This is a genomic window from Alterotamlana spongicola (assembly GCF_035818475.1).
Lineage (GTDB): Bacteria > Bacteroidota > Bacteroidia > Flavobacteriales > Flavobacteriaceae > Cognatitamlana.
The window spans coordinates 2,188,727-2,210,016 of record NZ_JAYMGV010000001.1; the positions used below are offsets into that span (position 1 = coordinate 2,188,727).

The 21,290-nt window shown below is 35.9% G+C and carries 17 protein-coding genes and 1 other RNA gene; 11 read left to right on the forward strand and 7 right to left on the reverse strand.

Annotated elements, in window-relative coordinates; translation table 11 throughout:
- Positions 1-34: 34 nt before the first annotated feature.
- The 9 genes from VOI54_RS09310 (at position 35) to VOI54_RS09350 (ending at position 14,259) form a co-directional block, all read left to right on the forward strand.
- Positions 35-1,255, forward strand: coding sequence for a glycoside hydrolase family 18 protein (locus tag VOI54_RS09310; RefSeq protein WP_326282493.1), 1,221 nt, complete (start codon positions 35-37; stop codon positions 1,253-1,255).
- Positions 1,256-1,286: 31 nt separating this feature from the next.
- Entirely contained in the window at positions 1,287-2,780 is a 1,494-nt protein-coding gene (locus tag VOI54_RS09315) for a sulfatase family protein (RefSeq protein WP_326282495.1), read from the forward strand.
- Between the two features lie 47 nt (positions 2,781-2,827).
- Entirely contained in the window at positions 2,828-4,276 is a 1,449-nt protein-coding gene (locus VOI54_RS09320; RefSeq protein ID WP_326282497.1) for a sulfatase family protein, read from the forward strand.
- 208 nt (positions 4,277-4,484) lie between these two features.
- Positions 4,485-5,936: a sulfatase-like hydrolase/transferase gene (locus tag VOI54_RS09325; protein ID WP_326282499.1), complete on the forward strand. Its 1,452-nt coding sequence runs from the start codon at positions 4,485-4,487 to the stop codon at positions 5,934-5,936.
- A gap of 20 nt (positions 5,937-5,956) precedes the next feature.
- Entirely contained in the window at positions 5,957-7,447 is a 1,491-nt protein-coding gene (locus VOI54_RS09330; protein WP_326282501.1) for a sulfatase family protein, read from the forward strand.
- Between the two features lie 10 nt (positions 7,448-7,457).
- A complete protein-coding gene (locus VOI54_RS09335; protein ID WP_326282503.1) occupies positions 7,458-9,440 on the forward strand; it encodes a beta-N-acetylhexosaminidase in 1,983 nt (660 codons plus the stop codon).
- An 11-nt stretch (positions 9,441-9,451) separates the two neighbouring features.
- Positions 9,452-10,777 carry a sulfatase gene (locus tag VOI54_RS09340; RefSeq protein WP_326282505.1) on the forward strand — a complete coding sequence of 442 codons (1,326 nt, stop codon included), beginning with the start codon at positions 9,452-9,454 and terminating at the stop codon, positions 10,775-10,777.
- Positions 10,778-10,798: 21 nt separating this feature from the next.
- The gene (locus VOI54_RS09345; protein WP_326282507.1) at positions 10,799-12,196 is read left to right on the forward strand and encodes a sialate O-acetylesterase; all 1,398 of its coding nucleotides are present in this window, start codon (positions 10,799-10,801) and stop codon (positions 12,194-12,196) included.
- A 23-nt stretch (positions 12,197-12,219) separates the two neighbouring features.
- Positions 12,220-14,259, forward strand: a complete 2,040-nt coding sequence (locus VOI54_RS09350) for an alpha/beta hydrolase fold domain-containing protein (protein WP_326282509.1) — start codon at positions 12,220-12,222, stop codon at positions 14,257-14,259.
- A gap of 72 nt (positions 14,260-14,331) precedes the next feature.
- On the opposite strand, the gene VOI54_RS09355 is transcribed toward VOI54_RS09350, so the two are convergent.
- Positions 14,332-14,988 (reverse strand): hypothetical protein, encoded by a 657-nt coding sequence (locus VOI54_RS09355; protein ID WP_326282511.1) that lies wholly within the window; start codon positions 14,986-14,988, stop codon positions 14,332-14,334.
- 415 nt (positions 14,989-15,403) lie between these two features.
- Positions 15,404-15,798, reverse strand: a transfer-messenger RNA (tmRNA) gene (gene ssrA, locus VOI54_RS09360).
- Positions 15,799-15,985: 187 nt separating this feature from the next.
- Between ssrA and VOI54_RS09365 the strand changes: the two genes are divergently transcribed.
- Positions 15,986-16,417: a DUF1801 domain-containing protein gene (locus VOI54_RS09365; protein WP_326282515.1), complete on the forward strand. Its 432-nt coding sequence runs from the start codon at positions 15,986-15,988 to the stop codon at positions 16,415-16,417.
- Between the two features lie 11 nt (positions 16,418-16,428).
- Complete coding sequence (locus VOI54_RS09370; RefSeq protein ID WP_326282517.1) at positions 16,429-17,637, forward strand: NAD(P)-dependent oxidoreductase; 1,209 nt, start codon at positions 16,429-16,431, stop codon at positions 17,635-17,637.
- Here VOI54_RS09370 and VOI54_RS18005 read toward each other — a convergent pair.
- The 5 genes from VOI54_RS18005 to creD form a co-directional block, all read right to left on the reverse strand.
- Complete coding sequence (locus VOI54_RS18005; protein WP_442809365.1) at positions 17,616-18,281, reverse strand: DUF1361 domain-containing protein; 666 nt, start codon at positions 18,279-18,281, stop codon at positions 17,616-17,618. The two genes, VOI54_RS09370 and VOI54_RS18005, sit on opposite strands and share 22 nt — an antisense overlap.
- Positions 18,282-18,291: 10 nt before the next feature.
- Positions 18,292-18,684 carry a ribosomal maturation YjgA family protein gene (locus tag VOI54_RS09375; RefSeq protein WP_326282519.1) on the reverse strand — a complete coding sequence of 131 codons (393 nt, stop codon included), beginning with the start codon at positions 18,682-18,684 and terminating at the stop codon, positions 18,292-18,294.
- Between the two features lie 44 nt (positions 18,685-18,728).
- The gene (locus tag VOI54_RS09380) at positions 18,729-19,121 is read right to left on the reverse strand and encodes a ribosomal maturation YjgA family protein (RefSeq protein WP_326282521.1); all 393 of its coding nucleotides are present in this window, start codon (positions 19,119-19,121) and stop codon (positions 18,729-18,731) included.
- 30 nt (positions 19,122-19,151) lie between these two features.
- Entirely contained in the window at positions 19,152-19,769 is a 618-nt protein-coding gene (locus VOI54_RS09385; protein WP_326282523.1) for a tetratricopeptide repeat protein, read from the reverse strand.
- 142 nt (positions 19,770-19,911) lie between these two features.
- Positions 19,912-21,282 carry a cell envelope integrity protein CreD gene (gene creD / locus VOI54_RS09390; RefSeq protein WP_326282525.1) on the reverse strand — a complete coding sequence of 457 codons (1,371 nt, stop codon included), beginning with the start codon at positions 21,280-21,282 and terminating at the stop codon, positions 19,912-19,914.
- Positions 21,283-21,290: the final 8 nt, after the last annotated feature.

Consider the following 21,290-nt stretch of genomic DNA (forward strand, 5'->3'; position numbering starts at 1 on the left):
TTTCAAAGCAATACACACATAAATAGTTACTAAAATGAAAAAAAAGTTAACAAATGTTACCTCCGTATTTTTGATATGCCTTACTGTATTAAGTCAATATGGGTGCAAGTCCGGAAAAACAGTTCAAAATGATACGGAAAAAGAGTTTATAAGCCTGGCCTATGTATCCTTGTCTATGTTGAAGCTACATAAGGCTAATCCGGAGGAAATAAAAGCGATCTTAGATAATTATAGATGGGATGGTATTTCAGATATCGTTTTAATAGGTGGTATCTATATGACCGGGAAAGAAGGGAGCATCATAACCAGTTGGAATAGATCAGAATGGCCCGAAGTTTTTGAAGGTGTTGATTATCTTGATCGTCCTATTAATGAAAAACATAAACGAAACATGTTATGTAGCAAAGAGGTGGTGAATGCTGTTGTAGATTACTTTAAACAAAAGGACATGAAACTTTGGTTATCTCAAACAGCAGCAGGGTGGTTAACAGGAGGAAGTTTTGGTGTGGTGCTTGAAGATAAAGGCATGACAAAAGAGTATGCTTTAAAATTATATCGTTTTGCAAAAGATTTTGGATGTGTAGGTGTTGATTTTGATTGGGAATTTCCACCAAATAAAATTCAGGCAGAGGGTTACCGTGATCTAATGAAACAAGTAAAAGATTTAGGAATGAAAGTATCAGTTTGTGCTATTCGTCCAACAGCCGGAAAAGAATATCTTGATCAGGCTATAGAACCGGAAGCCAATATTAATGGCCATGCCGGCAAATTTATGAAGTGGGAAGAGATTATTAATGACCAGATGGTAGATTACATTAATGTGATGCAATATTTAGGTTACAATCCTAAAACAAAACAACTTGATGTAAACATTAAGGCGGAAAAAATGGCAGAATGGGAAAAAATTTACCCCAATGAATTTACAGAAAACCGAAACATTGATTTTCTGTGTGGCATTGGTTATTACTCCTTTTTACTTCCTGAGTTTAAAAAAAATGGAAAGAAAGGAGGGAAAAACCTGCAGTTTATTTATGATAACTATGGAGCAGAAGCCTTAGGCAAAAAAGTTGTTGAGGGGCATGCTATTTGGTCAACCTCTGATGTGAGCGAAATTGTGAAGTATGCAAAGAAACAAGGCTGGAGTGGTGTGTTTACCTGGCTGGTTTCACATGATGTGACAAATGAAGTGGATGATGAATATAGCAGACAAAGGGCATTGGCCAATGAAGTTGAAAAGATATGGGAAGCTGAATAATCGGATAATAACCATTATTAAAATTGTATTTATGAGATCATATCTTAGTAACATGATAATTATGGTAGCCATAATTGTTGGATTCGGCACTGATTCTTATGGTCAGGGTAATACAAAGCGTGAAGCACGTAATAAATTCCCAAACATCATTTTTATTCTGGCGGATGATCTGGGTTATGGAGATGTAAGTTGCTTGAATCCTGATTCTAAAATAAAGACTCCAAACATGGATAGCATGGCCAAAACAGGGATCACTTTTACAGATGCACATTCAAGTTCATCAGTTTGTACCCCCTCACGTTATAGTGTTCTAACAGGACGATATGCCTGGCGTACATCATTAAAAAGTGGGGTGCTTACAGGATATAGCCCGGCATTAATTAAAAATGGTCGTCAAACTGTGGCTTCCATGCTGAAAAAATATGATTATCATACCGCAATAATTGGAAAGTGGCACTTAGGTATGGGCTGGGAAACTACGGATGGCAGGGCTCCGGAGCGTTTTGGAAGTAATGTCGACTTTACAAAAAAAATTACAGATGGGCCCACTGCAAGAGGCTTCGATTATTATTATGGTATTTCAGCATCAATGGATATGCCGCCATACTGTTTAATTGAGAATGACAGACTAATAGAGCAGCCAAATTATGAGTTTAAAAAGGGAGATGAAAATCCATTTGGACGCCGGGGGCACACGATAAAAGGCCGTGGTCCGGAATTTTATTTATCGGAGTTTACATCTAAAGCGGTTGAGAAGATTGGAGAATACAGCAAATCAAAGCATCCATTTTTTATTTATTTTCCTCTTAATGCACCACACACACCGATAGCGCCAAATAAAGAATTTATAGGTCAAAGTAATGCCGGAGATTATGGTGATTTTGTGGTTGAAGTAGACAACGTACTTGGAAGGATTATAACGGCATTGGAAGATAATGGTATAAAAGAAAATACCTTAGTGATATTTACAAGTGATAATGGACCAGAAACCATTTGTTACCCACGGGCAAAAAAATACAATCATTATAGTGCCGGTAAACTAAAAGGTGTAAAACGCGATTTGTGGGAAGGCGGACATCGTGTTCCATTTTTTGTAAACTGGCCTTTAGGAATTAAATCAAATATAGAGTTTGATGAAACCATTTGTCTTTCGGATTTCTATGCGACCGTTGCCGATATTGTTGGTCATAAGAGAGCCATGAATGAAGGAGAAGACAGTTTTTCGTTTTATGATGTACTTCAAGGAAAAAAGAATAATATTCGCCCTTACACCATTCATCACAGTGCCCGTGGAAATTTTGCTATAAGAAAGGGGGATTGGGTTTTAATAGACAATAAATCAGGTGATGATAACAATGGAAGAGGTGAAATATACTATAAAGATTTGGGATATGAATTGATTGATTCCGAAGGCGAGTTGTATAACCTAAAAGACGATTTGCGCGAGTTTAAAAATCAGTATACCAATAAGCCTGAGATTGTAAAGGAGTTGAAAAACATACTCAATGCTTCAAAACTGGAATAAAAGAAAATATAAAGAGTAATGCTGATTGTATTAAAATATAGCTTAACATGAATTTAAAATATTTGAAAATATCCGTAATTGTATTATTTATCGTTGTTATTGGTATTAAAGGGCAATGTCAACAAAGGGGGCCCAATAAAAAACCCAATGTAATTCTAATTTTCCTTGATGATAGCGGATATGGGGATTATGCACACAATGGCAATCCTACAATTAAAACCCCCAATATTTCTAGGTTAAAGGATAGTGGTGTGAATTTTACACAGTTTTATGTGACTTCTCCAGCTTGTTCAGCATCACGTTACTCTTTATTAACAGGCCGCTACCCAGGAAGATCGGGTTTGGGGTCTTGGGTTATAGGTCCGGCTGCAAAGCGCTATATCCATGAAAAAGAGATTACTCTGGCTGACGGCTTGAAATCTGCCGGTTATAAAACCGGAATGTTCGGAAAATGGCATTTAGGTACACCAAACGATCTTAATGGTTTTTCACATCATACCTTACCTCTGGCACATGGTTTTGATGAGTGGATTGGAACTAATGTATCTCATGATTATAATGATGCCATGCTACTAAAGAGTAACCCTAATGGTAAAGCCCCTATTGCAGGTTATGAGGTATTGGCCAAAAATTTACCAGTTAATATAGAAATCTCAGAGTCCTTAACAGGAATATGTACTAAAGGTGCCATTGAATTTATAAAACGCAATAAAGACAAACCGTTTTTTGCATATATACCCTATAATATGCCGCATTTGGGACTATTCGTTAGTGATAAATTTAAAGGTAATTCCCGACGCGGCGAATTAGGAGACGTTATGGAAGAAATTGATGCTTCTATAGGAGACATTATTAAAACTCTTGAAGATGAGGGGATAAGAGAAAATACCATTGTTATTTTCTCATCAGATAATGGCCCCTGGATTGTTTTTTCCAACAGAAAGGATAATAAAAAATATGGAGATACGCGTTTAAAAGTTGGTTATGCGGCACCATTTCGTGATGGAAAAGGTTCTACATGGGAAGGTGGTCATCGCGTTCCCGGAATTATTAGCTGGCCTGCAAAAATAAAAGGAAATCGTTATGAGCAAACACCAATAAGTACTTTAGATATATTACCAACTATTTTTGCGATTGCAGGGGTGGAAACACCAACTGATAGAACAATTGATGGGAGGGATATAAGGGCTATATTAATGCCTGAAAGATTTGAAAAGCTTCAAAAACCATTTAAGTTTTACTATAATTATAAGGATAATATGCCTTCAGCCATAAGAAAAGATGCATGGAAGCTTCATATACGTATAGGGTCACAGACTAATAATAATTATGGATTTGTAGCCTCAAGAGAAACGCCTCTTCTGTTTCAAGTAGAGGAAGATTTAGGAGAACGAATTGATGTAGCAAAACAACAAACTGAATTAACTATCGAATTACTTTCAGATTTAGAAAGATTTGAAAAGCAAATAAAAGAAGAGGGGAGCTTCTGGGATTGATATTGATTTTACGGATAGTTTGCCCTAGTTAGGGGTTAAATGAAGTGATTTTTACAAAAAAGTAGGTTATGACATCAATCATACTTTTATATTTATACTTCTAATTGGGAGAGACTTTAAAATACTATTACAGAAAATTTGAGTTAGAAATAAAATCAAATTCTATAATTGAGACTCCATATGGACAGGCTCGGAAAATTAAATTAAAATGGATAGTACTAGACTGGTTTTTACACTTTTATCTTTACTCGCATTTCTGGGAGTAGATGAGATATGTCAAGCACAACAAGATAGGCCGAATGTTATCTTAATTATGGCTGATGATATGGGTTGGGGTGATACAGGGTATAATGGACACCCTCGTATTAAGACACCACATCTGGATGACATGGCGAACCAGGGAATTCAGTTTACGCGTTTTTATGCTGCGGGTCCAGTGTGTTCACCCACAAGGGGTAGTGTTTTAACAGGTAGAAACCCTAACCGATACGGAATAACAACGGCTAATGTAGGACATTTGAAAAAGGAAGAAGTTACCCTGGCAGAGGTCTTTAAAGCAAATGGTTATAAAACAGGACATTTTGGAAAATGGCATTTAGGAACACTATTTCCGGATTATAGCGGGAAAGGACCTAGAAGAAACCCGGGTAAAAATTACATGACTCCGAAAATGGCAGGGTTCGATACGTATTTTTCATCCGAATTCTCCATAGCCACCTTTGATCCGTATAAAAGAGATAAAGAACATGCACATGCTAAGGATTGGCTGGAAAAAGGAGATAAAAGAGTGCTTTACGTAAAAGATGATAAACCTGTTGAGGATGATCTTACCGGTTGTGATTCAAAGATTATAATGGATAGGGTTTTACCTTTTATTAAAGAAAGTGAAAAGGATAAAAAACCATTTTTTACAGTAATTTGGTTCCATGCACCCCATGAACCTGTAGTTGGCCATCCTAAGTATATGAAAGAACTCTATTCTGATCTGGAAGAAAATAAGCAACACTATTATAGTGTCATTACTGCATTAGATGCACAGGTTGGACGACTGAGAAGTACATTAAGAGAAATAGGAATCGCAGAAAACACCATGATATGTTTTACCAGTGATAATGGTCCGGAAGGTAATCCCGAAGCCATGAAAAGGCGTCAAGGGTCTACCAACGGACTTAGAGGGCGTAAAAGAAGTTTATACGAAGGAGGAATTAGAGTACCTGGTATTATTGAATGGCCTTCAAAGGTAACCTCTGGCATATCAGCTATACCAGTAGTGACCAGCGATTATTTTCCAACATTCTGTAGTATACTTGGCTATGATGTGGTTGATAACAGACCTTATGATGGTATAAGCCTATTGCCTGTATTAAATGGAAAAATAAAAGTGCGTAAAAAGAACATTGGTTTCTGGTATCGGTCACATAAACAGCAAGCTTTAATTGGAGATAGATACAAGTTACTTCATAACATTGGAAATGACAGAGCAAGGTCTGATAATTCTGAACTACCAAGAAAAGCCTATGAGTTATATGATATCATTCAAGATCCAGAGGAAAGGAATAACATCATAGAAGCGAATAAAGAACTGGCTGAAAGAATGAAAGTAGCATTAGCACAATTTGTTCAATCCTGTGAAGAAAGTAACTCAGGAAGTGATTATTAATTAATAATAAGAAAAGCATTATGAAAATTTATGTACTCCTATTTATGGCTTTCTTGATGGTTTCTTGTAAATCGATCACGAAAGCAGAAAACAATATTGAAAAACCTAATATTGTTTTTATTTATACGGATGATCAAACTTATGAAACCATACGGGCTTTAGGGAATTCAGAAATTCAAACGCCCAATATGGATAAACTCGTAAACGAAGGCACCACGTTTACAACGGCCTTTAATATGGGAGGCTGGGGAGGTGCCGTTTGTGTAGCATCCAGAGCAATGATGATGTCTGGAGCTCATGTGTGGAGAGCAAAGGCTCAGGAAGATCTATGGATGAAAAATGATTCGGTTGCCATTAATAGGACTTGGGCTAAATTAATGTCGAAGAATGGGTATAATACCTATATGACAGGAAAATGGCATGTTAAAATCAAAGCCAACAGTGTATTCGATACTGTTGCCCATGTAAGAGGTGGAATGCCACAGTATGCCAGAAAATATAGAGAAGGAACAGAAAAGAAAAAGGAAATATATAAACTAGGGTATAACCGCCCTTTAAACAAAAAGGACACACTCTGGTCTCCTACAGACCCAAAATTTGAAGGTTTTTGGAAAGGAGGGAAACATTGGAGCGAAGTTGTAAAGGATGATGCTTTATCTTTTATAAGTGATGCCAGTAAAAAAGAAGCTCCATTTTTCATGTACCTGGCATTTAATGCACCACATGATCCAAGACAAGCACCTCAGGAATTTTTGGATATGTATCCACTAGACAATATTGCGGTTCCAGAAAGTTTTCTTCCAGAGTATCCATATAAAGATAGTATAGGTAATGGCTCTACTTTACGAGACGAAGCTTTGGCACCATTTCCTAGGACACCATATGCTGTAAAAAAACATAGGCAAGAATATTATGCACTCATTACGCATTTAGATCAGCAAATAGGTGAAATACTAATTGGTTTAGAAGCTTCCGGTAAAAAGGACAATACTTATATTTTCTTTACTTCAGATCATGGATTGGCAGTTGGACAACATGGGTTAATAGGTAAACAGAGTTTATTTGATCATAGTATGCGCGTGCCATTAATGGTTGTGGGGCCAGACATCCCTAAAGGAAAAAGGCTAGATCAGGAAGTGTATCTACAAGATATTATGGCTACAAGCTTAGAAATAGCAGGTATAGAAAAACCTTCCTATGTAGAATATCACAGCTTGTTAGATTTTATAAAAGATGACAAAAAGCAAAGTAATTATGACGCTATATATGGTTGTTATAGAGAACACCAAAGGATGATAAGAAAGGATGGGTATAAGTTGTTAGTATATCCGAAAATAGAAAAAATACTATTATTTGATTTAACCAAAGATCCGGAAGAAATAACAGATTTAGCAGAAAATCCTGAACAATCAGAAAGGGTGAAAGTACTTTTTAAAGAGCTGCTAAAGTTGCAAAACGATATGGACGATTCTTTAGATCTTACAGGTTTGTATAATAAGTTAACAACCTAAAAAAGGCACAATGATTTATAGAACAGTTCTTTTCATGATTTGTATTATGGTTCACACCTCTTTGTTCGCTAATGATGGGAAGACATTGAATTTACTTCCTTTACCAGTGGAAGTGAAACTTGGAACTGGTCAGTTTCAATTGAATGAAGAAGTCGTTATAATTGCCAAGAATAGCCTGGCATTAGAAGCTCAGAAGTTTATTGAGAAAGTTCAGTCTGCCTTGGGTTTTAAAATAAATATAACAGAAGATTCTAATGCTGAAACCAGAATTTATTTAATCCTCGACCCACAGCTCAATTCTAAATACGGGAAAGAGTCATACAAAATTAATGTTTCAACAAAGATAATTACCATAAAAGCTGGAGGAGATGAAGGAGCATTTTATGCATTACAAACACTCCGACAACTTTTACCTACAGAAATATTTAGTCGTGTAGAACTAAAGAATATCGATTGGACTATCCCATGTGTTGAAATTTTGGATTACCCACGGTTTGATTGGAGAGGCTATATGCTTGATGTGTCTAGAACCTTTGCGGATGCAGATTATGTGAAGCATACTCTTGATATTATGGCAGAACATAAAATGAACGTATTTCATTGGCATTTGGTAGATAATAATGGCTGGCGTATTGAGATAAAAAAACACCCATGGCTTACCGAAAAAGGCGCCTGGCGTATGCAGCCAAATTACCCCAAACGTGGAATTACTGGGCGCTACGGAGGGTTTTATACACAAGAACAGATTAGAGATATTGTAGCTTATGCCAAAGAACGTCACATTACAGTACTTCCGGAGATAGATATACCTGGGCATTCTACAGCACTGTTACACACCATACCGGAATTTGCTTGCCCAAATGCGAAAACTACAGGGTATGTTCGTTTTTTTAATGATTTTCCGCAACGAGGGAAACCATTTGATAAACATGAAGGGTCCAATGCTGTTTGCGCAGGGAATGATGAGGTGTTTCCGTTTTTTGATGAAATTATAGAAGAGTTAGTCAGTTTATTTCCATGCGAGTACATTCATATTGGTGGCGATGAGGTGAACAAGGAATGGTGGGAAGCCTGTCCTAAATGTCAGCAAAGGATTAGAGATGAAGGCCTATCTGATAGTGATGAGCTACAAGCATATTTTATTAAGAGGTTAGAGAGTATAATCAATACCCATAATAAGAAATTGATTGGTTGGGATGAAATTCTGGAAGGAGGAATTACTAAAAGCTCTACAATTATGAGCTGGCGGGGTAATAGAGGCGCACTTACTGCGGTACAGAATGGTCAAAAAACTGTCATTGCCTCAAATCAGGGCTACTATTTTCAAAAAGACCAAACAGATAATCCTCTGCACCCAAAACAATGGCCCGGAATGTTAACGCTTCAAACGGCTTACGAATATGAACCGATTCCATTAAATATGCCACAAGAACAAATGGATTTGGTTTTGGGTATTCAATCAGCTTTATGGACCCCATTTACTAATAAACCAGATTTATGGGATTTGGCGGTCTATCCTAGGAATTTTGCAGTTAGTGAGAATGCCTGGTCAGAATCCGGACATAAAAATTGGGAGGAGTTTCAACAACGTGTTCAGAAGCATCGGTTACGTCTGGCATATGAAGGGGTGGCCTATTGGCGTGAGGCTTCCGAAAGAGTAGGGCAATGGACTTCGGAAGATTTGAAAAGCCCAAAGGGGTTGGTAATTGATGTCACCTCATTTTTAACACAAGCAGGGAAATACTTAATAGTATTAGATCATACTACGGGGACCGATGGTTTGGAAATAAGAAGCGTAAAATTTCTGAAAAACGGTAAACCAATTGCTTCCGACTTTCATTACGGAACAACTGAAGAAGGTTCGGATAAGGACCGGATGTATTTTGTAGACCTTCAGAGCCTGGAAAAGGATGCAAAATATGAATTAGAAATAGGGGCATCAGGTTTTGGTGGAATGGATAGTAATGGCGATATACATATGTTTAAACCCTAATAATTAATGATATGCTAGTTAAACAAAACACTTTTTTATCAATATTAAGTTGTTTATTATTTATGTCCTTTGGAAATAGTAATGCCCAAGCAAAAAAGTCCAATTTTATTATCATTATGGCAGACGACCTGGGATATGCTGATTTAAGCTGTAATGGAAGTCAAACTATTAAAACCCCTAATATTGATAAACTGGCAAGGGAAGGCATGCTTTTTACAGATTTTCATTCAAACGGATCGGTTTGCAGCCCAACACGGGCAGCACTTTTAACTGGAAAATATCAACAAAGAACAGGTATTTCTGGAGTTGTGACTGCAAAGTCCCATCGGGATGTGGGACTTAGTTTAACAGAAGTAACTTTTGCTGATATGCTAAAAGAGGCTGGATATGTTACAGGAATGTTTGGTAAATGGCATGTTGGATACCCTGAGAAATATAATCCGGTGCATCAGGGCTTTGATGAATATATTGGCTACGTAAGTGGTAATGTTGATTATCATGCTCACATTGATCAGGAAGGCTATGAAGATTGGTGGCACCAGAATCAATTGCAGAAGGAAAAAGGATATTCAACAGATCTGATTTCCTCTCATGCAGTTAATTTTATTAAACGCCACAAGGACAAACCTTTTTTACTTTATATCCCACATGAAGCACCACACGGCCCTTTTCAGGGTCGCAAAACGTCGGCTTTTAGAAAGATTGGTGAGGTAGTTAAAGATAAAAAACGTACAAGAGAAGAAACCAAGCTTTTACTAAAGGAGATGATAGAAATAATGGACGAGGGTATTGGAAACGTCATGCAAACCTTGACAGAATTAAATCTTGATGAAAATACGTTTGTGTTTTTTTGTTCTGATAATGGAGGAGCCCGTTATGGAGATAATACACCGCTAAGAGCAGGTAAGGGATCTCTATACGAAGGTGGGCAACGGGTTATAGGTATAGCAAAGTGGCCGGGAAAAATAAAAGCAGGAAGTACTACCTCAGAAACCGCAATGACCATGGATATTTTACCAACTTTGGCTCAATTTGGAGGAGTACAGAACCCACTAAAACTGGATGGTGTAAGCCTTGATCGAGTACTTTTGAAGAATAAAAGACTAAAGAATCGCGATCTGTTTTGGCAGTATTCAAACAAAATGGCCATGCGTAGGGGGAAGTGGAAGTTATTGATGTTTAAGGATAGTGGTGTTCTAGAATTATACAATTTGGATTCGGATATTGGAGAAAAGAAAAATCTGCTCAATGCGTATCCTCAAAAGGCCAAAGCTATGAAATTAGACTTGTTAAAATGGTATGATGATGTTACCAAGAATGTTGATGAAAAATCGTAACAAAGCGCTTAAATTTAATATATGAAAAAAGTTTTACTAGTTATCTTATGTTCGATAGGATTTGTAGTTCAGGCAGAGGTTAAGCTTCCATCCATATTTTCTTCAAATATGGTGCTTCAGCGAAATACTAAAATTAATATTTGGGGTTGGGCAACACCAGGTGAAAAATTAATTGTGTCTGCAAGCTGGTTAGAAAAAAGCAAACAAATCAAGGTATCTGAAAATGGTAAGTGGATTTTGCAATTAAAAACTACTAATACAAAGGAACCACAGCGTATAGAAATTACCGGAGACAATTCGGAAATTAATTTAAATAACATTTTTTTTGGAGAGGTTTGGCTGTGTAGCGGGCAATCTAATATGGCGTGGCGCATTGTACAGCCACTCAAAAAGAGATCGGTAAAAATAAAAGATGCCGATGCGCTAATTGAAAGTTCAGGTTTGTGTAAAATACGTGTTTTTAGAATTCCCGGAACGGCAAGATTAACCCCTCAAGATACGATAGAGGGAGCTTGGCAGGAAGCCAGTTCTTTAACGACACCTAATTTTAGCGCTGTGGCTTACTCTTTTGCCGAAATGTTGGAGCAAACGTTAGATGTACCTGTTGGAATAATAGTATCTGCTGTTGGTGGTTCAAAGGTGGAAGCCTGGATGAATGTAGAAAGCATACAAAAGTTTCCTGAGTTGATACTTCCAACAAAGATAGAAGGCAAAACAAATAAACAACCCAATCTTTTGTATAATGCCATGATCCACCCATTAATTGGTTACACAATTAAAGGAGTCATTTGGTACCAAGGAGAGGCTAATAGAGATAATCCTATGCTTTATAGCCATTTATTTCCAGAACTAATAAGGCAATGGCGCCGGGAATGGAAACAAAGGGATCTGCCGTTCTATTATGCACAAATTGCTCCTTTTAGTTATAGTGATGGTTTATCTACACATATTCGTGAGGTCCATTTAAATACCTTGCAAAAATTAAGGAATACAGGGATGGCAGTGACCATGGATGTAGGAGAGCAGAGAGGGATTCATCCGCTTAAGAAAAGAATAGTAGGGCATAGACTGGCTTTATGGGCTTTGGCTAAAAACTATGGAAAGAAAAATATGGTCTACAGTGGACCTCAATATAAATCGCATAAAATTAAAGGTAGCAGAATGCTTGTAGAATTCGACTATACTTTTGGTGGTTTGCAGTTGCAAGCGTCAAATTCTGTCAATTTTGAAGTGGCTGGAAGTGATAAAATGTTTCATCCGGCCAAAGTATTGATCCATTCTGATAATACGCTGGAGGTCTGGTCTGAAAAAGTTAGTAAGCCAGTGGCTTTGCGTTATGCATTTTCAGATTGGGCTGTTGGTACATTGTTTAATAAAGATGGTTTGCCTGCCTCATCATTTAGAACGGATAACTGGTAACTAATAAAATATTGAATTTAATCATGATAAAAAAGTGTCATTATCTGGTAATTATCTGCGTGCTTTCCATTTGTCAAACTTTTGCTCAAAAGTATATACCAAACGATACGATAATTTACAAGAAAACACCTCAAGGTGAACTTGCTCTACATGTATTTTACCCTGAAGATTATTCGGTTAATGATAGTCGGTCAGCCATTGTTTCCTTTTTTGGAGGTGGTTGGACAGGTGGTCATCCCAGGCAATTTTACCAGCAAAGTACATTTTTTGCAAAGCTAGGGATGGTAGCAATTTCGGCAGAATATCGTGTAAAGAAGATTCATAAAACATCACCCTTTGAAAGTGTTCAGGACGGAAAATCTGCTATTCGCTGGGTGCGTCAGAACGCAAAAAAAATAGGCGTTGATCCTAATAGAATTGTGGCATGTGGAGGCTCGGCCGGAGGGCATGTAGCAGCCTGTACAGGTGTAATTCAGGGACAGGAAGTAACTAGCGAAGATCTGTTAGTGAGTTCAGTACCCAATGCCATGATATTGTTTAACCCGGTTTTAGATACAACAGAAAAAGGATACGGTGCTGAAAAAGTGAAAGGGCGAGAGACCGAAATCTCTCCTTGTCATCAGGTAAAGGAAAATGCACCTCCTAGCTTGGTTTTTCATGGAACTAAAGATCTTACTGTTCCCTTTGAGAATGCTGAGCGCTTTGAACGCCTCATGAAACAAAAGGGGAATGAGTGCTTATTGGTTCCGGCATTTGGTATGGGGCATGGTTTCTTTAATAGTAGTTGGTTTCGTAAAACGAATACTGATGCTTCTTTTAAATACACTATGTATAAGTCAGAAGCATTTTTATGGAAGCATGGATTTATAGAAAAAGAACCTTCAGATTGGGATATCGAATTTAATAGCCCATTGTTTCCTAAACCAAAATTGGATTCAAAATCCTATCATAAATTACGAGGTGGCTTAAAAAACAGCCAGATAAAGTTCACTAAAGATAAAAGAGGTACAGTAGCATTTTTAGGCGGTTCAATTACCTTTAATAAAGGGTGGAGAAATAAGGTTTGTGATTATCTTAAACAAAAATTTCCGGAAACGGTATTTACTTTTATTGAAGCCGGAATTCCTTCTGAAGGTTCAACTTCGGGAGCCTTTCGTTTAGTCCGAGATGTATTATCGAAGGGAGACGTTGATTTGCTGTTTGAAGAAGCTGCGGTCAATGATCGTTCTCCGGGACTGAGAAGAAATAGTATTGACCGTGTTCGGGGTATGGAAGGTATTGTGCGGCATGCACGCAAGATAAACCCAACTATGGATATTGTTGTAATGCATTTTGTTGATCCGTCAAAAATGGAAAAATATCGCGCAGAAAATGTTCCGCAGGAAATTGCAGATCACGAAAGTGTTGCTGAACATTATAAGCTTTCTTCAATTAATTTGGCCAAGGAAGTAACTGAACGGATTGATGCCGGTGAGTTTACCTGGGAAGACGATTTTAAAAACTTACACCCTTCACCTTTTGGTCAGGAGGTTTATGCCTGCTCCATGAAAACTTTACTTGAAAATGCCTATTTTGGTTTTGTGGCTGACGATGATAAAGTTACAGCCTATGAACTCCCTGAAAAATTAAATGAATTTGCTTATGATAATGGGACGTTTCTTTCTATTGATAAGGCCAAATATAAAAATGGATGGGAGCTTGATCCTTCATGGGAGCCTACAAATAATGAACGTGTAAGACGAGGGTATACAAAAATTCCACTTCTAGTGGCCAATGGAGACAAGGGGTGGTTAAAACTGAATTTTACAGGAAGCGCTATTGGAATGATTGCATTATCTGGTCCCGATGCTGGAACCATTGAATATAGTATTGATGGTAGCGAATATCAATTATTCGATCAATACACTACCAACAGTTATTACCAACATTTACCTCGTTATTTTGTTTTGGCTTCAGAACTTGATGCTCAAAAAAAGCACACTATTAAAATTAGAATGGCTAAAATACCTAATTCGCAGAGTGAAGGCAATGCTTGTAGAATTTATTCATTTTTTACTAATTAAACTAGCTTTTTTTTAGTTAAAATCTTTGTTAGATAGAAGTAAAAATGATTATTCTTCAAGGGAGATGAAAATCTATATATGACCAACAGTAACTATTACAAAATTATTCATGCTGGAAATATTTATTCCTTTAACAGGAGGTAATGCGTTACCATATATACCGAGATCACTTCCCGCATTATATCCTTTTGAATTAAGAAATTTTCTAATTAAGTGCGCCAATTTTATAGTTCTTGTACCAGTTGATGCGGCTTCTACACTAATATTCTTTTTTTCTTTGTTAGAAACTTTTTTTAATTCTTTTTCAACTAAGTTTATCAATATTTTTTTGTCACTATCATTCAGTATTACTGGTTTTTCATTTAAATTATTAATAGTGTTATTGTTTCCAATTACTCCATTATTTGTTCCCGTATTAACATTTGCAGGTTGATTTCCTAAATCTACTTCTACTCCAGTTTTTTTTATTTTAGTAGTTTTTTTTTGAGGAGCGGTAATATACTTTGTTACAATTTTTTCTTTATAAACTGTATCTGGAGGTGTTTTTGTTTCTTTCTCTATATATAAAGTATCAGGCACTTTTCCTATTTTGAAATATTTGGTTTCTATTGAATAGCCTTTAAACAAAATAATAATGATAACAATAGATATTATAATTAGGATAAAATATTTAAGTTTATCTATTATTGTCCAAATATTTATTGAATGGTTCTCTTTTTTTTTACTCATTTATAATAATATACAACATCGTAAATGTTGTATGTATTTTATGGCAATAGTTAACAAATATAGTTAAATACTTATTAAAATAAGGGGTGATTTAGGATGAAATGATAAGTGTTGTTACCAAATTACAAAGAAAAGAATCAGAAAAAAACAACTTTAAATGTTCAACTATTTTGTTAACTGAAAAAACAAACCTATGAATTTATTATGTATTCAGAGGTTTTGTGTGGAGTCGGAGAGAACAACCAAAAAACGTAATAGTATAGTATTTAAAGAGGGTAAGAGATTATCAAAAATCTACTGACCCCAAATTAGCCCCTTTTTATTTAATAATACACGTTATTATTTGAGGCTAAATAAAATTAAAAACCCCGTAAATCAATAATTTACAGGGTTTTGTTTCGATTTGATGCTCAAAAAGTGGAGTCGGAGAGAATCGAACTCTCGTCCAAACAAGTAACCAAAGAGCTTTCTACACGCTTATTCTTTACTTAGATTTTAGACTGTAAGCTGGTTAAAGACCACCCACTTACAACTTAGCTTTTTTATCTTGAAGGTGCATCAAAGCGCTACACCATCTTAGTTAATATTTACGATGCCTCTAAAAAGAACGCCATTAACCAAGGCTTTCCGGAGACATAAAGCTTGTACACCTTGTGTACCTAGGCCAATCTTACTGTAATTCAGATTATGCAGCTAAAGCGTAGTTATTCTCGCCGTTTAAAAGTTTGATCTAGCCTTTAACGTGTTTCAAAATCATTACACGACGTGCTTACCGTTCAATTAATCTCGCTGTCAAAACCAGTCGACCCCGTTTTTAATAAGGTTAGGGTGTTCCCCAAAGGGGGCGGGCTTTCACTACTCGCTCCCTTCTACGTCGGGGAGTTCAAACAAACCGTTCAATCCCTAACACGGATGGCAAATTTACCAAAAACTTTGTAAATCACTATAAATCCAATTAATTTAGAGCAAAAATTATTCCAACTGTTAAGCCAGTCGTATGAATAAAAATTTTGTATTAGCTACAGATGCTAAGGTTAAAGATGTGTTTAATAGTTATCCACAACAGGTGAAATCAAAAATGCAAGACCTTAGAGCATTAGTATTGGAAGTGGCATCAAAAACAGAAGGGATTGATAAGCTGGAGGAAACCCTAAAATGGGGAGAGCCCAGTTACAAAACTAAACATGGAAGTACCATTAGAATGGATTGGAAAGAAAAATCTCCTAATCAATATGCACTTTATTTTCAATGTACATCAAGTTTAGTAACTACGTTTAGAACCATTTATAAAAATACATTTGAATTTGAAGGAAATAGAGCGATAATTTTTAAATGCCATAGCACATTGCCGGTAACCGAAGTAAAACATTGTATTGAAATAGCCTTAACGTATCATAAAAGAAAACATCTGCCTTTATTGGGAGCCTAAAAATATAAATTATGAAATTTGCCATAATCAAAGAACGTAAAAATCCACCGGACCGAAGGGTGGTACTATCACCATCAAAATTAGCAGAAGCAAAAACATTATACCCCAATTCTGATTTTAAGGTAGAAGCATCAGATATCAGGGTGTATCAGGATAATGCCTATACATCTGAGGGTGTTGAGGTTTTACAGGATGTGTCAGACTGTGATGTGATGATAGGCGTTAAGGAAGTCCCTGTGGAAGCACTTATTCCAGGTAAAAAATACTTTTTCTTTTCGCATACCATAAAAAAACAGCCTTATAACAGAAAATTGCTGAGGGCCATTTTAGAAAAAAATATAGAACTCTATGACCATGAAACCATAGTCAATAAAGAAGGTTTTAGGCTAATAGGTTTTGGTAGGTATGCAGGTATAGTAGGCGCGTATAATGGGTTTAGAGCATGGGGATTAAAATATGATTCCTGGAATTTACCAAAAGCAGGAACTTTGCCTGGTCAAGAAGCTTTGATTAATGAGTTAAATAAAATTAAACTTCCTGGTATTAAAATGTTGCTTACAGGAAGTGGTAAAGTAGCTAACGGCTCTCAGGAAATGTTAGATGCTATGCAAATAAAATCCGTTTCAGTTGAAGCGTATTTAAACCAAACATTTAATGAACCGGTATATTGCAGAATAGATGTGTTAGATTATAACAAGCGTATAGATGGCCAGCATGTTGATGATGTATTCAATTTTTTTAATAATCCTCAGGACTATGAATCCAATTTCATGCGTTTTGCCAAGGTAACAGATTTTTATATAGCCGGTCATTTTTACGGTGATGGGGCACCGTATTTGTATACAAGAACGGATGTAAAATCCCCTGATTTTAACATAAAGGTGGTCGCTGATATTAGTTGTGATGTTGATGGGCCGGTAGCAACTACATTACGGGCTTCAACAATTGCAGACCCCATTTATGGTTATGATCCTCAAACCGAATTGGAAACCAATTATAAAGACCCAAAAGCTATAACGGTTATGGCTGTAGATAATTTACCTTGCGAGCTCCCAAAAGATGCCAGTGAAGGTTTTGGAGATATGTTTTTACAGCATGTTATTCCCGCATTTTTTAATAATGATAAAGAAGGGGTCTTACAGCGCGCTAAAATTACAGAAAACGGAAAACTGACGGAACAATTTAGTTACCTGCAAGATTATGTAGATGGATTGGAATAGAAGCAGTTAAATACCCAAAGCCCTATACTTAAAAATGTTCCAAATAATAGAGTAAATAACCAGGCTTCGGTATGATGAAAGGGTTTAATAAGGATATTTAAAATGTCAGTAATCAAGAACCTGGGGTTACTAATAATTTCCCAGGAGTTATACCGTAAAAACCTACCGAGGTAAACTCCGAAACCGCATAAAAAAGGAATTGTAAATATAAGGGACTTAATTTGCCTGACATTCATGATATTTGTCAATACTATTTTCATATCAATTAACGAAAAATAAAAAAGGGCCAGCCCGTTGAGTGCAAAGGAAGTTATTAGCAAAACATCCAGCCAAAGTAAATGTGATGTACTTATTTTTATGTGTAGGAGATCTGTAACAATATATGGAGCATTGGGCAAAAAAAGCAGCCATACACTAAACCAAAAGAATAAGATATATTTATTAAGCTTGGGGAGACTTGATAAATAGGTGGTTATAGTAAAGGGTACGACTGCTAAAAATAAATTCCAAACTAAAAACAGGTAGAAATAAGAATGAGTTAGTTTCATTCTTATCATTAATAGAACAATGCTAAAGCTTATTGAGATTGTTATTAATGAAAATGTTTTAAACCGATTAAACAGAAGTTGTTTTATGTGATTCATTTATGATAGATTAAGAAGACCTGTCTGGTTTTTTAAACCAGACAGGTCTTTTGTTTTCAATAGCTACTATAAGGATCAAACCGAGTGCATAGGCTACTAAATCAGAAACTTGAAATGTGCTTCCTAAAAGTAAAATAGCTGTTTTATTGTGCTCCATATTGAGTAGTTTAAGTATATTAAGTAGTTGAAGCAGTTCGATACAAAGGGCAAAAAGGAATACGGCAACAGCCAATTTAATTGAGTTTATATTTAGAAAACTTTTAAAAAAGCAATAGATTAGAATGACCACTAGAAAATCACCAACGGTGTGACGGATAAAGCCAGTTTTTAAAAAGATGGCAATACATGCTTCTATTAGAAATAGCAGCAAAGTCAGAGTCAGGTATGTTTTGTTTAGTCTCATATCTTTTAAATGTCTGTGAGATATTAGGAGTTAATTTTTTTAAATTAAGAAGACTTGTCAGGTTTCAAAGACCTGACAAGTCTTTTGTTTTTAATACTTAAAGTAAAGATTAAACCAAGAGCATAGGCTACTAAATCAGAAACTTGAAATGTGCTTCCTAAAAGTAAAATAGCCGTTTTATTGTGCTCCATATTAAGTAGGTTAAGTATATTGAATAGTTGGAGTAACTCAATACATAGGGCAAAAAGGAATACGGCAATAGCTAGTTTAATTGAGTTTATATTTAGAAAACTTTTAAAAAAGCAATAGATTAGAATGACCACCAGGAAGTCACCAACGGTGTGACGGATAAAGCCCGTTTTTAAAAAGATGGCAATGCATGCTTCTATTAGAAATAATAACAAAGTTAGAGTTAGGTATATTTTATTTATTTTCATTTAAATTGAATTTCCAAGGGGAGTTTAGTATTAATTCTCAATATCATTGATGTTGTCAATGAGTTGTGGTGCCATTTTATGCCCGTTTTCTCGGGCTTTATTGAGCCATTTTTTGGCCTTAACTTTATCTTTTTTTGTTCCAAAGCCATTATAATACATCATGCCAAGGATAATTTGGGCATTTGAATCTCCATTTTCGGCACAGTCTTTATATAGAATTAAGGATTTTTTTAAGTCTATCTCTGTACCTTCACCGTAGAAATACATATTTGCCAAATTGAATTTAGCATTGAAATCCCCTTTATTGGAACATTCCATAAAAAGTTCTAAGGCTTGTTTTTTGTCTATACCCACACCAACTCCAGAATAGTATGAGAGTGCTAGCGCATAAAGGCCTTCTAGGTGTCCTTGGGCTGCACTCTTTTCATAGTATTCAAAAGCTTTTCTATAGTCTTTTTTTGTACCTACACCGTAGTAATACATTTGCCCTAAATCAAATTGAGCTTTAGCATTACCTCTATTGGCTTTTGTAGTATTCTCCTTGAATAATTTTGCTCGACTTTCAAGTATAACATCTTCAATATTTTGTGAATTGCCTGTAGTTGTTGCTAGTATAAACATTGTAACTAGAATTAGTATGGTCTTCATTTTAATCGATGTGTTGATTTGTGTCTTTTGCGTTAGTGATTGAACGGTGTGTTTGAGCTCCCTGACGTAGGAGGGAGCGAGTAGTGAAAGCGCGGCCCACGCTCAAAAGCGTGGGAAACGCCCACATCATTAACTAATAAAATTAACCATTGCTCCAATCTATTTTTCGGGATACAAACATGACGATGGCAAGTATTAGGAAGAGGCCAATACTACCTACTAATAAGGCATAATTTTCAAGTTGTATGATAACATAGATAAATGCGTATAGTGCACTTAATGATATACCAATAAACAAAGGGAACTTAAATGTTTTTAAAATAGATTTTGAATATAATGTAATCAAAATTATTACAGACATACCGGCAATACAATAGGCTTTTAAAAAGTTACTGTGCTCTGATATTGAAATTAATAAAGTATAGAACATGGTAAGGGCAAGCCCAATCATTAAATACTGAAACGGATGGATGTGTATTTTACTTAATGTTTGGATTAAGAAGAACACCAAAAAGGTTAAGCCTATAACCAGGAAGCCATATTTTGCCGAGCGCTCACTTTTTTGATATTCGTCTACCATAACCATAAATTTGGTACCAAAGGCAAACCGGTCCAAATTTGGAATACTTTTTAAATGTTGTTGAGAAAATGCCCTATTGATGTGTAACACCTTCCAGCTAGCGTCAAAGCCATTTTTTGAGATTTGTTTAGTTTCGTCATTTGGCAGGTAATTACCTATAAAACTTGGATCTGCCCAATTGGACACCATGCTCATAGTTGTGGTTTTGCCTATGGGTATTAATTCTATTTGTCTGATGCCGTTAAAGGTCATTGAAAATGAAAAGTCAGTATTTTTTGTTTTAAATAGTCCTTCGGCATTTATAAAACCGGACTCTAAAATATCCAGAGAGCTATTGTTATTTTGATTGAAGTTAGTTTCAAAACCATAGGCTTTATCCTGAAGCTTTATTTGGATTTCACTTTTTATGCCTTTTAGATTTGAGGTTTTAATGATTATAGAGGCTTTATTCCAAATAATATCCTCTGATTTAATACCTTTTGCAACCAGATTTATTGGAATATAGTGCCCTGAAAAATCCATTGTTGTGGTGAATACGGCTGATTCAAAATTGCCTCTTTTTAATGTTTTTGAATTTACATTGACTTTTGAGTTTAAATTTTCAGGAAATATATAAACATAGTTTACATGGGTTTGGGTTTCCTTAAAATACGTTTTGGTCTTTTCGTTGTAAGTTTTCGTTTCGGTATAGGTTTTATAGGGCAACTTTAAAATGGGGCCGTATACCAGAACATGGTTTCCCCATTTTTGATTTATTTCGTTGATGACGTCTTTTTGTCTAAATGCACGTTCATTAATTAAACTATTTATAAATGATAAGGGGATTAATAAAATAATGACCAAAAAGCCTACCATGAGCATCCTGGCTGTGATGGAGGTTTTAACCCAATGTCCAAATTTGTTTTGTTGTGAAGTGTTTTTATGATTTTCCATAGTTGTGA

What these genes read in the sequence shown, in the direction of transcription:
- VOI54_RS09310 (WP_326282493.1), top strand. Translation starts at nt 35, where the DNA reads ATGAAAAAAAAGTTAACAAATGTTACCTCCGTATTTTTGATATGCCTT.
- VOI54_RS09315 (WP_326282495.1), top strand. Translation starts at nt 1,287, where the DNA reads ATGAGATCATATCTTAGTAACATGATAATTATGGTAGCCATAATTGTT.
- VOI54_RS09320 (WP_326282497.1), top strand. Translation starts at nt 2,828, where the DNA reads ATGAATTTAAAATATTTGAAAATATCCGTAATTGTATTATTTATCGTT.
- VOI54_RS09325 (WP_326282499.1), top strand. Translation starts at nt 4,485, where the DNA reads ATGGATAGTACTAGACTGGTTTTTACACTTTTATCTTTACTCGCATTT.
- VOI54_RS09330 (WP_326282501.1), top strand. Translation starts at nt 5,957, where the DNA reads ATGAAAATTTATGTACTCCTATTTATGGCTTTCTTGATGGTTTCTTGT.
- VOI54_RS09335 (WP_326282503.1), top strand. Translation starts at nt 7,458, where the DNA reads ATGATTTATAGAACAGTTCTTTTCATGATTTGTATTATGGTTCACACC.
- VOI54_RS09340 (WP_326282505.1), top strand. Translation starts at nt 9,452, where the DNA reads ATGCTAGTTAAACAAAACACTTTTTTATCAATATTAAGTTGTTTATTA.
- VOI54_RS09345 (WP_326282507.1), top strand. Translation starts at nt 10,799, where the DNA reads ATGAAAAAAGTTTTACTAGTTATCTTATGTTCGATAGGATTTGTAGTT.
- VOI54_RS09350 (WP_326282509.1), top strand. Translation starts at nt 12,220, where the DNA reads ATGATAAAAAAGTGTCATTATCTGGTAATTATCTGCGTGCTTTCCATT.
- VOI54_RS09355 (WP_326282511.1), bottom strand. Translation starts at nt 14,988, where the DNA reads ATGAGTAAAAAAAAAGAGAACCATTCAATAAATATTTGGACAATAATA.
- VOI54_RS09365 (WP_326282515.1), top strand. Translation starts at nt 15,986, where the DNA reads ATGAATAAAAATTTTGTATTAGCTACAGATGCTAAGGTTAAAGATGTG.
- VOI54_RS09370 (WP_326282517.1), top strand. Translation starts at nt 16,429, where the DNA reads ATGAAATTTGCCATAATCAAAGAACGTAAAAATCCACCGGACCGAAGG.
- VOI54_RS18005 (WP_442809365.1), bottom strand. Translation starts at nt 18,281, where the DNA reads ATGAATCACATAAAACAACTTCTGTTTAATCGGTTTAAAACATTTTCA.
- VOI54_RS09375 (WP_326282519.1), bottom strand. Translation starts at nt 18,684, where the DNA reads ATGAGACTAAACAAAACATACCTGACTCTGACTTTGCTGCTATTTCTA.
- VOI54_RS09380 (WP_326282521.1), bottom strand. Translation starts at nt 19,121, where the DNA reads ATGAAAATAAATAAAATATACCTAACTCTAACTTTGTTATTATTTCTA.
- VOI54_RS09385 (WP_326282523.1), bottom strand. Translation starts at nt 19,769, where the DNA reads ATGAAGACCATACTAATTCTAGTTACAATGTTTATACTAGCAACAACT.
- creD (WP_326282525.1), bottom strand. Translation starts at nt 21,282, where the DNA reads ATGGAAAATCATAAAAACACTTCACAACAAAACAAATTTGGACATTGG.